This window comes from Sulfurimonas lacustris (genome assembly GCF_059705355.1).
The window spans coordinates 120,800-133,679 of record NZ_AP046126.1 but is presented as its reverse complement, the minus strand read 5'-3'; the positions used below and the strand labels follow the sequence as shown (position 1 = coordinate 133,679).

The following is a 12,880-nucleotide window of genomic DNA, read 5'->3' as shown; positions in this document are numbered from 1 at the left end:
TTTACACTCCTAATATGAAATAATGAAAATTTACAAAATTGATTAAATTTTGTAAAATTGCTAAAATACACAAATGAAAACTTTTAATAAAGCTTATAAATATCGCTTCTACCCTAATAATGAGCAAAAAGAATTTTTAACTAAAACATTTGGTAGTGTCAGATTTGTTTGGAATAACATACTTGACTGGCGTTCTAAAGAATACACAACCAATAAAGTTAAAATCAGTTATGCTGATTCATCCAAAAAGCTTACTTCTTTAAAAAATCAATTTGATTGGCTTAATGAAGTCTCAAGTGTTGCTTTACAACAAACTTTGAGAGACCAAGATAGAGCTTTTAGTAATTTTTTTGCCAAAAAATCTCAATATCCTGTTTTCAAAAAAAGACAATCTCATCAATCTTTTCGTTTAGTATCTACTGGCTTTACATATAAAGATGGAAATGTATTTATTGCAAAATCTAAAACTCCTCTTAATATTAGATGGAGTAGAAACTTCAATGGAATACCTTCATCTATTACAATCACTAAAGATAGTGCAGATAGATACTTCATATCAATTTTAGTTGAAGAAACAATTGAGCCTAAATCAGTATTGACTAAAACTGTCGGTATTGATGTGGGCTTAAGTGATTTTGCTATTTCTAGTGATGGTGTAAAATATAAACCATTAAAAGCATTCGCAAAATATTCACTTAAACTTACAAAACTTCAAAAAAAAATGTTAAAGAAAAAACATAGCAGATACAAGGGTGATCCAACACCAAAATCTAAGAATTTTGTAAAAGCCTCAAAAAAAGTTGCTCGTGTACAAGCTAAAATAGCTGATTGTAGAAATGATTTTTTACACAAATTATCTACTAAACTGATTAACGAAAACCAAGTAATTTGTTTAGAGAACTTGAATATACAAGGACTTATACGAAATAAAAAACTATCAAAACATATAGCTGATGCAAGTTGGTCAAAATTTATTAATCAACTTGAATATAAAGCTATGTGGTACGGTAGAACAATATCTTTCGTTTCACCTTTTTTCCCAAGTTCACAAATTTGTTCCAAATGTGGGACAAACACTGGTAAAAAACCATTACACATAAGAAAATGGAAATGTAATAACTGCAATACCACCCATGATAGAGATGTAAATGCAGCCAATAATATTTTAACCGCTGGACTAGCGGAGCTAGCCTGTGGAGATGCCACTGTCGGCGGAATGTAGTATTCTACAGTCTACGAGACAAGCATCTATGAAACAGGAATCTAAGTTGTGAAGCTTAGAATCAGATTGCTAAATGCACCTGAAGAAGTCAACGGCTCTATGAAGCCATTTTTAATACCTATTAAAAAGGTATCTCATCATCTGAAATTTCAACTTCAGGTATATCTTGATTAGAGTTAGTTGTACTGTTATTATCAGTATTTTTATCTAATCTCTCAAGCATTAATTTTCCAAAAATAGCCATAGTAGGCGAAGTATCACTTTTCCTTTTTTCTTCAGCTATTTTCCAAATTGTGATTTGCATCACACCAAAACCAATTTCAAGTGAACCCTCATAAAAATTTGTACCGCCATTTGTCTGCTTTAAGAACAAACCGCACAAATCTTTTCTAAGTTCAGGATTATTTTTGTCAATTTGCACCAATCTAAAAGTTGGTGAGTTAGGCTTAACCATTTGTTGTTCTGTAGCCTTAACCATTTTGACATTTACTCTTTGTAAACCTAGAGTTAAATAACCCTCATTGCCTTTAAATAAAGCACCTGCACTTGATTTTTTAATTGTCTTGTCCATAATGAACCCCTTAAAATAAAATGTGAAATACTGATGTACTTCCATAAGGGGTTTTAAACGACAAATATCTCCACCAAGGAGAAATGTTTAAAAAACTCCTTGTGGAAATACATACAACTATCAATACTTTTAAAAAAGTATGTTACGAGTCAAAAATTGCCGAAAATCGGCAAACATGTCATAAAGACAGAGGTTTGGTTTTAATATGAGAGAAGTATATATTAAAAATTTTGATTTGTGATTTTTTGAAGTTGAAAATTATTCAACTCTAATCACAAATTACAATTATTTTTATAAAATTCATTACCAATTTTAATACATAAGGAAAATAAACTGATGATGAAAGAAATTGATATTTCAACAAGAGAATGTTCTCATATTGTCGCAGATATTGCATTACCAGTTGATATCTACTATAACTTTAAACATGATATGCTTGAAAAAGATTTTAACAATGAGATATCCTTTGATTTGGTAGAGTTTAAGAACTCAAAATATTCCAATATCCAACTTCCAAACAGAGAAAAAATCATTGTAAATATGCAAGTGGACGATGAGGATTTTGAATGTTTACTTGATGTGTGTTCAAAACATGGGATTGATATTGAGCAGTTAGGAAATGCCACATTTTTTGAGTTTTCGATACTAGATGAGTATCAATATACAACCTATCCAAATCCGATAGAACACAAAGTAGCCTCATAATTTGGGGCTATATAGGTAAAATCTTTTTTATTTTTCTTTAGTTCAATTTTCTTCTCAAAAATATCTCAAATAAAGGATCTTGCAAATAGTAACTATTTTTTTTCAAATCTATAACATCTTTTGCTATCAGTCCTTCAACTGCTTTTTTTAGTGATGAACTTGTTAAGTTATATTCAATCATTTTCTCTTTTTGATAAATATTTTCTCCACCAAAATGGACTAAAAATTTTAAAGCTTTTTTTTGTTGTTGGCTTAAGTGATTCCATTCGTTAAAAAACAAATCTTCCTCTTTTTCAAGTATAGAATTTATTGCCTCTTCAACCATCTCATTAGTTACAAAGTTTTGAGTCATATTAAAAAGTTCACTTGCTATTTGTTGTGTATAGTATGGAAACCCTTTTGACACTTCTAGTATCATCTCGATATGATTTAACTCTATCTCTTTATTTTGTGATTTAAAGCCATCTTGAATATATTTATGCCAATGCTCTGCTTCAATTTTATCTATAGGAATATGTTTTACCGATTTATAAAAAGGTTTACTTTTATCAAAAAAAAGATTAGTCATAATAGATTTTTTACTTCCTAAAAAAATATATGAAACAATATCTTCATGATGTTGTAGTACTGATCTTAACTTATCTTCAATACCAAGATTTATCACCTCTTGAAACTCATCAAAAACTACAACAACTCTAATATTATGATGCTTTGCATATAAATATGGGAGTTCAAGTACCTCTTTTAGTACTGTATTATTTTCTTTATGTAGGAAGTTAAGTTTAAATGATGGTGTTCCATCCATACCAAAATCAACAGAGATATTTGGTTTGATTTTTAAAATCTTTTTAAAAAAATCAACAACCTTGTCTGCTGTTGTATTTAAGCTTTTAGAAATAGCATTAAAATATTCATTAATAAACTCATGCTCATCAACGATACTCATAAAATCCAAAAATATATACTGATACTGAGTTTGTTTTAATGTGTGTAGCACCAAAGATGTTTTTCCAAATCGTCTGGGAGCATATAGCAAAAGATTTAGTCCTGTATCTATATCAGTTTTAAGCTCTTTTATCTCTTTTGTTCGATTACAAAAATGTTGATTATCCACAGTACCACCGTAATGGAAAGGCTTCTTTATCATGATTTATTCTCTTATATTTATTTTATACTTTATAGTATTATACCTTGAAGTATATAATACTATTCTAAACCACGAATTCAGTCTAACTAATAATACAACTAAATCATAAAGTAGTATGAAAAGTAATATGACTTTTAGCTTCACCAGGCACTTTTTAAATCAAAAACAATAAACTATATGAACTACTTTATGAATACAGTTATTTTAACATAAAAATCCCAGCATCTGTTATGAATTTTTTTGCATCTTATGAGGCACACTCATAGATTCAATAAAATATAAAAAACTTGCATTCTTTTTATCATATATTCTAGGATCACATACAGCTATAAAAACTCTATCATGATTATTCCTTAGTCCTCTTCCTATCCCTTGTCTAAAAGTTATGATTGCTTTGTTTCTATTATTGATTACTGAACCATAGTTATTATCAGTATCTGTTCGTTTTTTCAAGAAGTTATTTGGTTCAAATGGGAGTTTCCCAATAATCAATGTATTAATCAACTCATTGGGAAGATCAATACCTGTAAAAAATGAGATATTCCCTATAAGTATTGTTCTATTACCATTCATTGCCAATTTTTTATACTCTTCTTGCAGGAATCTCATCGATTTATCCGTAGTGGAGTACAGTATCGTGTACCCCATTTGTTGAAGATTTTCTTTTTTAGATAGCTCATTATAAAGCATCTCACAATTTTCAAAAGAGGTCATAAGTATCAAACAATTTTTATAAATAAAATCACTTGCCATTTTATTAGCTATATTTTCAATCCAATTTTGCATATGCTCAACTGCAAGTTTTGTGTCTTTACTTACTTTTGGACAAGCATAATAGAGTTCATCTACAAGATATCTAATAGCTTGATTTTTATCAAATATAGATTCTTCAATCAAAAATGTTCTATTATTAGATATCCTATCATTCCACTTTTGATTGTATTTATCAAGTAATTTCCCCTCTTTTGGTTTAAATCTTAAAAATCCTATTTGTTTAAAACTCCACTCATTTTCATGAAAACCAGAATATTTAGAGATTCTAAAAGTACCACTAATCCCTACTATCATACTTTTATTTTTGACCCACATATTTCTAAGTCCAATAGCAGAATCAATCAAAATAGATGATATTGTAGGTACTTTTTTTATAGCAGAAAAAGTTACATTGAGATATGGACGCTTCATAAGGTATATCATCTCCATAAGCTCTTGCTTTAGATTTTTCAGATGCTTTTGTTCAACAACACTTACACCTTTTTTCTCATTGAGTTTATTTACAAGCACTTTTAACTTATCAAACTTATTTTTTTGAATAACATCATCTTTTAGTTTTTCCAAAATAGCATCAGATTTATCGTATGTACAAATCTCTTTAAAATATTTATTAAAACTATGCAACATAGCAGTATCTTTTTTTGCCATTTTTGTTTCAGATACCAGTGATAAATAGATAGATAAACGATAAGGGGAAAAAGTATTTGAAAAAAATGCAGTAGCAGCATCATTTATTTGATGAGCTTCATCCATCAAAATTGGCATTTTAGCTATCTCATTGATTTGCATATTCGTTCGCCCTATTTGGGCATAAATTAATATCAAAAAGAAATGGTTTGTGATAAATACCTTTTTTCTAGTTGCAATAGAAGCTATCTTTTGAGCAAATTTATTAGATACTTTTTCTTGTACAAGTAAATCATCAACTGGCACTTCCAAATCCACAAATCCAATAACATCTTCAAATACATGAGACAAATGAAAATGCTCTATAAAATCATATATCAAAGGTTCAGGATTGATTTCTAAATAATCAGCAACTTGTTTGAGTGTAAGCCCTGCTTCATTTAAAAACACTTGACTTCGTATTACATCAAGATCAACATAGTTTTTTTTACCTATTAAAACTTCTAAATGTTCACTTGGAATATTATACTCTTTTGCTTTACTAAGCATATCAAACACAAGGGCATTATTAGCAGTTGCAATGATAACCGATGTATCTCTTTCATGTAAAATTTTTATAGCTGATTCTAAAAGTATTTTAGTTTTACCACTCCACTTTTAGATAAAACTCATTAGGAAATATCTCTTTTATTTTTTCTAAAATCTCTAATCCAACTTCACCATAAGCAAATAGTCTAAAACTGTTATCATTTGGTTTTGCAAAAAGTAGATATGGAATTTTTCTTTGATTTGCAGATTTAAAATCATCATCACTAATATGAAAATTGATTTTAGATTTTAACTCATCCGTAAATCCATCTGTAATAGCTAAAATAAATCTTCTAAAATCACTGGAAGTTATCTTTTGGATTTTTTCTTTTACAATGATTTGTAAAGAATACAAAAGCATTTACTATGCTTTTGCTGATAAGATTATATTTAAAAGTTCTTGTTCTTTTTTTGGATCACCATCTTTAAAAAATGTAACTCTATCTACAAATCTAACTAACTCTTTTGAGCGATGTTGAACTAGTTTTTTAATCTCCTCATATACTCTTTCTTTATTCTCTTTGATATCCGCTATGCTAACTCATCATAATCATCATCAGTCAAAAACAATCTAACTACATCTCCATCTTCCATGATCGTAAGTGGTTCTTTTCTATCTTTAGTTCTATATATTACTAAAGCCGAAAACCCCATTATCAATAATGCTATCGTGCTACCTATTATTGCTCCAGTTTCCATTTTTAATTCCTAAAAGTTTATTTTACATTTTATCAAATTCAACATGATAGTAAGTTTTATTCTTTGTTTCTACTTTTAGAAATCAAAAAATCTTCGCTAATCACATCAAACTCTTTTTTCATATCTTCTTTCTCTTTTTTAGATAACTTTTTATATTTTTCTCGACAATTTGCCCTAAAAGAACCAATTTTAAAATCCTTATAAATAGTTTTATGATTTAACTGCTTATATCCAAACTCATTAATGAACTCTAAAGTAGCATTTATATGATCTCTTTTAGAAACATAAAGAGCATCTAACAAAATATCTTCATCTATTTCATCAAATTTTTTCTTCATCTCAGTTTTTTCGGTATCATTTTCTAAATTTTTATATTTTAACTTTTGCCTACTTCTAAAATCACCAATCTTATAGCCTTTATATTCAGTAAGATTTGTTAACGCTTTTAGACCATATTTTTGGACAAACTCTTTTGTATATTTAAAATTTAAAATAAAATTTTTATATGCACTATCTACCAAATAATACTCATCAATTGAGTTAAACTCTTCTAATAGTTGTTGCTGTTCATCACTTTTAGCTCTTTTAAATTTTCTTCTCATCTCATTACGAAATTGACCTATTTTAAATCCATTATGAACTGTTTTTGTAACTAGTTTCTCATATCCATATTTTTTCACAAAATCAACTGTAGCATTTAAATGATCTCTTTTATAAACAAAATTTGCACTTAAAAGATAATCTTTATGTATTACACTAAACTCATCTTCTAACTTTTTCTTTTCCAAATCAGTGGCTTTATTGTACTTTTTTCTCCACTCATTTCTATATATTCCGATTTTAAGACCATTATGTTCTGCTGTAGCATTTATTTTTTCTAAACCAAATTTATCAATAAAATCAATGGTTGCTTTGAAATGATTTTTTTTAGAAATCTCTAATGCACTTAAAAGGAACTCTTCATGAATATGACCATATTCTAAAATCATCTCTTCTTTTAATCTTTCACATTCGAGTTTATTAAATATTTTCTTCTTATCAGACCTATATTGACCTATGCTCAAGCCTTTATAAATTGTTCTTGCTTTTAATGCTTCTATTCCATTATTTTCAATAAATTCTTTAGTAGCTTTTACATACTCATCTTCAGAAGATATAATTTTTCTACTTAAAACTACAGTTTCTAGTTTTTCATAAAATATCTCTATTTCATCTATTTTATCATTTTCTAAGCTACTCATATTAGTTATATGAACTTTTGCTCTTTTAGAAAAACGCTTACTATCAAGTTTATGAAGTTTTTCTATTTTATTCCAACTTAATATATTATTTTCTATATTTTTTTCTTGCAGATTTAACCAAATAGCTAGTTCTATCTCTTTTTTATTATTAGATTTTAAAGTAGGTAGCTTATTAAACTTACTTTTAAAAGAGATCACTTTTTCAAAGTTTTCATTCCAATTGCTTGAATCATCTGTATAACTTTTTTTAGCTGCAATCTCTTCTCTTAATTGTGTATCTATATGCCTAAAATTATTAATAATATCAAAAAGTGTTCTAAGTTCATCATTTCTTGATAGTTCTAAATCAAGTTTAGAGATATCGTCGATAAATAAAGGCAATACAATATAACCTAATTTATGAGGATTATCTTTAGAAATTCTTTGCACTCTTCCTACAAGTTGAGTTATATCGATTTTTGAACTCATATTTTTATCTAAAAAAACCATTCCAATATCAGGTAGATCAACACCCTCTGTTAAAAGTCTTGAGTTACTTACTATATAATTATCTTTCCTATCAAGTTTTTTTAGTATCTCAGCTCTTAATTTGTGATTCATAGTACCATCAACATGATTTATATCAATATTAGAACCTTTATAATTATTTGCAAAATATTTAGAGTCCTCTATTGTTCTATGAAATGAAAGACCTGTTTTAATTTTATATCTTCTCATAGCTTCTTCAATAGCTTTAATCTTAACAATTTTTTGTTCCGATTTCAAATTATAATACTCTTCATCACGATGATTTTTCTTTTCAAGTTCATCTATAGCTCTAAACTTTTCAATATATTCACTATCTATAACAATACCTACGATTTGATAATCAGCTATATTTTTATCATTGATTGCTTCTCTTAAAGAATATTCATAAGAAATTTGCCCATATAGCTCTTTATCATTCATAGAAAAAACTTCAACTTCTGAGTCATCTTTTAAAACATAATGCTTCACAGTTGCTGTCATAAAAACTCTTTTTATTGAAGGGAATTTATCATCATCAAGAGCATAACCCATAGATTTACTATTGTTTTCTTTGTTTATAATTGCTGTTTTGTGAGCTTCATCAAATAAAGTTAAATCTGCTTTTAGATTTAACTCTAATAAGGCTTTACCTAGAAGATGGCTTGAATGATATGTAGAAAAAATTAGTTGATGAGTTTCTCTATTTGTATTGATATATTCTTTTATTTTTTTATAGTTTGTTGTAACTGTATATTCAACTTCTGACTTTTCAATCTCAAATATATCATCCTCTTCATTTTTCCCTATAGTATCATCACTACAGATTACAAGTGGATTTTTAAAGCTATTTATATCAGTTTGTTTCTCCCACTCTTTTTTTGTTTGATCAATCAAATATAAAGACGGAAAAAGCATGATAGTTATTGATGATTGTTTCTTTTCTATATTTTTTTGTGCAATTTGTAATGAAGTAAAAGTTTTACCTGTTCCACAAGCCATAATAAGCTGAGTTCTATCAAAATTATTAAGACCATATTCGCTATTGAAAACTAAATCAATAGCTTTATTTTGATGTGGCTTAGGGGTAAATTTTATCATATAGCTAGTTCAACTTATGATCAAATTCAGGTACTATCTCTTTTAGTTTTTCTATTTTATCTTCACAAGATAAAAGCTCTTGTATATCTTGGTTTAGTTTCTCTATATCATAGTGCGTTTTTCCAGCAACTGTAATAGACTCATACTGCGTTTTCATATCACTATCATTGATAAGTAGCTCTTCATAGAGTTTTTCTCCAGGTCGAAGTCCACTAAACTCTATTTGTATTTCATTTCTTCCGCTAAGCTCTATCATTTTAGAAGCTAAATCTACTATCTTAATAGGTTCACCCATATCAAGTATAAATATCTCTCCACCACGTCCTATACTTCCTGCTTGAAGTACAAGCTCACAAGCTTCTGGGATAAGCATAAAATATCTTGTGATATCTGGGTGTGTTACAGTTATATTTTTTCCTGCTTCTATTTGAGCTTTAAACTTTGGTATTACACTACCACTGCTTCCAAGTACATTCCCAAATCTTACGGCTACTATTTCTGTATTTTGGGGTGTATTAATATTTTGCGCATAAAGTTCACATATTCTTTTAGTCGTACCCATAACATTTGTAGGACGTACTGCTTTATCAGTTGAAATAAGTACAAACTTCTTTACATCATGTTTGATAGCACAATCAATTGCATTTTTAGTTCCCTTAATATTATTTATAATGGCTTCGCCGATATTATCCTCTACTAAAGGCACATGCTTATATGCAGCTGCGTGTATCACGATATCTGGTTTATATTTTTCAAATGTCTTATCTAGTAATTCAAGGTTTGAAACTGATTGCATCACTAGATGGGGTTTGAACTCATCTAATTCTTCAGCGATTTGGTATAGATTAAACTCACTATGATCAAGAAGTATTAATTCACTAGCCCCAAAACTAGCACACTGCCTAGCTATCTCACTTCCTATACTTCCACCAGCTCCTGTGATCAGAACTTTTTTACCACCTATAAATTTTTTAATAGCTTTTTTATCAAGATCTTTTGGGTGTCGTGCTAGCAAATCTTCTACACTTATATCTTTTAACTGTGCTGAGAAGTTTTTATCTCGTAAAATCTCCTCTATGGTTGGAAGTATTTTGATTTGTTTAAAATATGTACTTAAGTTTTCGTGTATCTCTTTGATTCTATCCTTATTTGTACTAGGCATTGCAATAACCAATAAATCATATTTATTTTTAGTATCTACAAGTTCTTTGAGTTTTTGTTTTGATATAACTCTAACTCCATCGATACTTCTACCTTGCAAAATCTTATCATCATCTACAAAATACTTTACCTTATACTCACTACCTCTAAATTCATCTTCAAGTTTATTTCCTGCTTTTCCAGCTCCATAGATTACTAAAGATTTTGTTTTAGAAACACCGCTGCGATTGATATAATAATAGTAACTATACATAGCAAGAGATATGGATACTAGATAAAATGAAGCTTCGGATATTAAAAATGCCAACCTTACATTTCCATAAAACACTCCCATAGAAATCACAGTTGGTACACCAACAACTATAGTTTTTATAAGAAATGTTTTTTGAGTAGATTTACTCCATGATAGTGAAAAGTCTTTAAAAATAAGTAATGATGCTAATATTCTAAAGCCAATGATAGTTGCTATTACATTCCAAGCCATATCAAGATGAAATATAAACGATGTCCACCAAAAAGTAACAAGCGATAGTACAATTATCACTAGAAAGTTTAATATTTTTTTATTTAGAAACTGCAACATTATCTTCCAAAATTGAAATTCCTATAGCTGCTAATACAGGACTATATATAAGATCTGTATATTCTTTTAATTGTTCTTTTATCTTGTTTGCAATAGTTTCATCATCTGTAAGAATCAAAGCTCCATTCTCTAACTGCTTAAATCTTTCATCAGAAGTTATAGAATAAATTGTTGCAGAAACATTTAATTTTTTTAATATCATATTAGCTTCGTTTACTCCTGTAACAGCAATAGCAAAGCTTTTTTCAAGATGATTTTGCATCATTTCTTCAAATTTATGTACATATTTTATTGCAACTGACACATCACTATTCATAGCATCTTCAACATATTTCATTTTATTACTCATTTTTATATCCTAGTACACTTTTTTTAAGATTTATTTTATCTAAAACTACTATACAAACTGCTTCATCTAATAATAATTTTTACCATAATCAAATGGAGATATTACATCTTTAAACAATTTTAATTCAATATCTGCTTTACTTAAAATAATATCTTTTGCACTTATCTTCCAATTGATAGACAAATCTTTATCATCATACTTTACACCAATACTTTCACCTGCTGCAAAATATCTATCAATTTTTATATTTACAATTGCATCTTCACTTAAAACACAAAAGCCATGTAAAAATCCCCTTGGAACAAAAAGTTGGGCATGATTTTCACTACTCAATTCAACTGATATATATTTTCCAAAGGTTGGACTTCCAACTCTAAAATCAACTGCAACATCTAAAATCTTACCTTGCAATACACTAACAAGTTTTGATTGGGCATGATTTAAACTATTTGTATGAAGTCCTCGTATAACTCCATATTTACTATATGAAATATTATCTTGACAAAAATCTACTTCAAATCCTACAAACTCATCAAAACTCTCTTTTTTAAAAGCTTCAAATACAAAACCTCTATTATCTTTATGAAGTGTTGGTTCACAAACAATAAGTTCTGGTATTTCTAATCTTTTATATCTCATCACTCAAACTTTTTCTTAGCTTCTACAAACCTATAAGCCCCATAAAGCAACACTAAACTAAGAGTAAAACTTATTGCAACATTTGGTATAAAATATACAAGTGCAAATATCACTAGATTTAATATAGTAGCATATAATGTAACTTTGCTATGGCTCCATCCACTTTGAGTGAGTCTTTGATATGCATGCTTTCTATGAGCTTCAGTTAGTTTCTCACCATTTAGCTTTCTTCTTATCAAAGTAATCGTTGCATCAAACCAAAACACTCCATAAAGTGTAACCCATATCCATAAGTTTGTGGGTTCTATATTTGCATAATAGATTGTTATGATAGCTATAGTGTATCCTAGAAGTGTACTTCCAACATCTCCCATAAATATCTTTGCCTTATGCCAATTCCAATATAAAAATCCTAACACTGACACACCAAGTACTACAAAGTGATCTGCTCCAAACAATATCAGTCCTGCTACACTTAAAAATATAAACTTCATTGCAAGATAAGAATCAATACCATCTATAAAATTTGTAAGATTTATATACCAAAGAATAAGCAACATTGCTATTATAGAAGTAATAATAGGATTGGAAATATCAAATAATCCAAAAGTAATAGTATCTAATCCACCTACGATATATAGCCCACTAGCACCAACTAATGCAAACACTACCATCCTAAGTTTTGGTGAGAGCTCAACTATATCATCTATAAGCCCAACCACAGCTATAACAGCACCAATAATCAGTGCATAAAAAAGTGCAGGATCTATTTGGTCATTTATATACAGATAGATAAGTCCTATAAACCAAGTAAGTGACACTGCTATTCCCCCTCCATGAGGTGTAGGTACACTATGGCTACTTCGTTCATTTACCTGTGCTACGAGTGACTTTTTGATCGCATACTCTTTTATGAAGTATGTCAAAGTAAAAGATAGTAAAAATAAAATTATATAAATCATCTGTTTT

12 protein-coding genes are annotated in these 12,880 nt (G+C 28.7%); 2 read left to right on the top strand and 10 right to left on the bottom strand.

The genetic code is table 11. From position 1 onward, the window contains the following. Positions 1-73 precede the first annotated feature (73 nt). On the top strand, positions 74-1,222 hold the full coding sequence (locus tag AC6H4V_RS12555) for an RNA-guided endonuclease TnpB family protein (RefSeq protein WP_497608000.1): 1,149 nt from the start codon (positions 74-76) through the stop codon (positions 1,220-1,222). A gap of 121 nt (positions 1,223-1,343) precedes the next feature. Here the strand turns inward: AC6H4V_RS12555 and AC6H4V_RS12550 are convergent, their stop codons facing one another. Continuing rightward, positions 1,344-1,793: a helix-turn-helix domain-containing protein gene (locus AC6H4V_RS12550; protein ID WP_497607999.1), complete on the bottom strand. Its 450-nt coding sequence runs from the start codon at positions 1,791-1,793 to the stop codon at positions 1,344-1,346. Between the two features lie 336 nt (positions 1,794-2,129). Here AC6H4V_RS12550 and AC6H4V_RS12545 point away from each other — a divergent pair, with 336 nt between their 5' ends. Next, positions 2,130-2,498 carry a hypothetical protein gene (locus AC6H4V_RS12545; RefSeq protein ID WP_497607998.1) on the top strand — a complete coding sequence of 123 codons (369 nt, stop codon included), beginning with the start codon at positions 2,130-2,132 and terminating at the stop codon, positions 2,496-2,498. A 37-nt stretch (positions 2,499-2,535) separates the two neighbouring features. Here AC6H4V_RS12545 and AC6H4V_RS12540 read toward each other — a convergent pair whose 3' ends face one another. The 9 genes from AC6H4V_RS12540 to AC6H4V_RS12500 all read right to left on the bottom strand — a co-directional run bounded on the left by AC6H4V_RS12540 (position 2,536) and on the right by AC6H4V_RS12500 (position 12,873). Beyond that, complete coding sequence (locus AC6H4V_RS12540) at positions 2,536-3,645, bottom strand: AAA family ATPase (protein ID WP_497607997.1); 1,110 nt, start codon at positions 3,643-3,645, stop codon at positions 2,536-2,538. A gap of 228 nt (positions 3,646-3,873) precedes the next feature. Beyond that, positions 3,874-5,595, bottom strand: a complete 1,722-nt coding sequence (locus tag AC6H4V_RS12535; RefSeq protein ID WP_497608072.1) for a helicase C-terminal domain-containing protein — start codon at positions 5,593-5,595, stop codon at positions 3,874-3,876. Positions 5,596-5,689: 94 nt separating this feature from the next. Beyond that, entirely contained in the window at positions 5,690-5,995 is a 306-nt protein-coding gene (locus AC6H4V_RS12530) for a hypothetical protein (protein ID WP_497607996.1), read from the bottom strand. Between the two features lie 170 nt (positions 5,996-6,165). Beyond that, on the bottom strand, positions 6,166-6,333 hold the full coding sequence (locus AC6H4V_RS12525; RefSeq protein WP_497607995.1) for a hypothetical protein: 168 nt from the start codon (positions 6,331-6,333) through the stop codon (positions 6,166-6,168). 56 nt (positions 6,334-6,389) lie between these two features. Continuing rightward, positions 6,390-9,179, bottom strand: a complete 2,790-nt coding sequence (locus AC6H4V_RS12520; protein ID WP_497607994.1) for a DEAD/DEAH box helicase family protein — start codon at positions 9,177-9,179, stop codon at positions 6,390-6,392. 4 nt (positions 9,180-9,183) lie between these two features. Then, complete coding sequence (locus AC6H4V_RS12515) at positions 9,184-10,884, bottom strand: polysaccharide biosynthesis protein (protein WP_497607993.1); 1,701 nt, start codon at positions 10,882-10,884, stop codon at positions 9,184-9,186. A gap of 19 nt (positions 10,885-10,903) precedes the next feature. Next, complete coding sequence (locus tag AC6H4V_RS12510; protein ID WP_260937392.1) at positions 10,904-11,272, bottom strand: hypothetical protein; 369 nt, start codon at positions 11,270-11,272, stop codon at positions 10,904-10,906. 66 nt (positions 11,273-11,338) lie between these two features. After that, positions 11,339-11,911, bottom strand: coding sequence for a dTDP-4-dehydrorhamnose 3,5-epimerase (gene rfbC, locus AC6H4V_RS12505; RefSeq protein ID WP_497607992.1), 573 nt, complete (start codon positions 11,909-11,911; stop codon positions 11,339-11,341). Beyond that, the gene (locus AC6H4V_RS12500) at positions 11,911-12,873 is read right to left on the bottom strand and encodes an MraY family glycosyltransferase (RefSeq protein WP_497607991.1); all 963 of its coding nucleotides are present in this window, start codon (positions 12,871-12,873) and stop codon (positions 11,911-11,913) included. Before AC6H4V_RS12500 ends, rfbC begins: the two co-directional genes overlap by 1 nt. Between the last annotated feature and the right edge of the window lie 7 nt (positions 12,874-12,880).

Bases quoted from the DNA above. Each gene is read 5' to 3' on its own strand.
- AC6H4V_RS12540 (WP_497607997.1), bottom strand. From the start codon at position 3,645: ATGATAAAGAAGCCTTTCCATTACGGTGGTACTGTGGATAATCAACAT.
- AC6H4V_RS12530 (WP_497607996.1), bottom strand. From the start codon at position 5,995: ATGCTTTTGTATTCTTTACAAATCATTGTAAAAGAAAAAATCCAAAAG.
- AC6H4V_RS12545 (WP_497607998.1), top strand. From the start codon at position 2,130: ATGATGAAAGAAATTGATATTTCAACAAGAGAATGTTCTCATATTGTC.
- AC6H4V_RS12500 (WP_497607991.1), bottom strand. From the start codon at position 12,873: ATGATTTATATAATTTTATTTTTACTATCTTTTACTTTGACATACTTC.
- AC6H4V_RS12510 (WP_260937392.1), bottom strand. From the start codon at position 11,272: ATGAGTAATAAAATGAAATATGTTGAAGATGCTATGAATAGTGATGTG.
- AC6H4V_RS12555 (WP_497608000.1), top strand. From the start codon at position 74: ATGAAAACTTTTAATAAAGCTTATAAATATCGCTTCTACCCTAATAAT.
- AC6H4V_RS12550 (WP_497607999.1), bottom strand. From the start codon at position 1,793: ATGGACAAGACAATTAAAAAATCAAGTGCAGGTGCTTTATTTAAAGGC.
- AC6H4V_RS12535 (WP_497608072.1), bottom strand. From the start codon at position 5,595: ATGCTTAGTAAAGCAAAAGAGTATAATATTCCAAGTGAACATTTAGAA.
- AC6H4V_RS12520 (WP_497607994.1), bottom strand. From the start codon at position 9,179: ATGATAAAATTTACCCCTAAGCCACATCAAAATAAAGCTATTGATTTA.
- rfbC (WP_497607992.1), bottom strand. From the start codon at position 11,911: ATGAGATATAAAAGATTAGAAATACCAGAACTTATTGTTTGTGAACCA.
- AC6H4V_RS12525 (WP_497607995.1), bottom strand. From the start codon at position 6,333: ATGGAAACTGGAGCAATAATAGGTAGCACGATAGCATTATTGATAATG.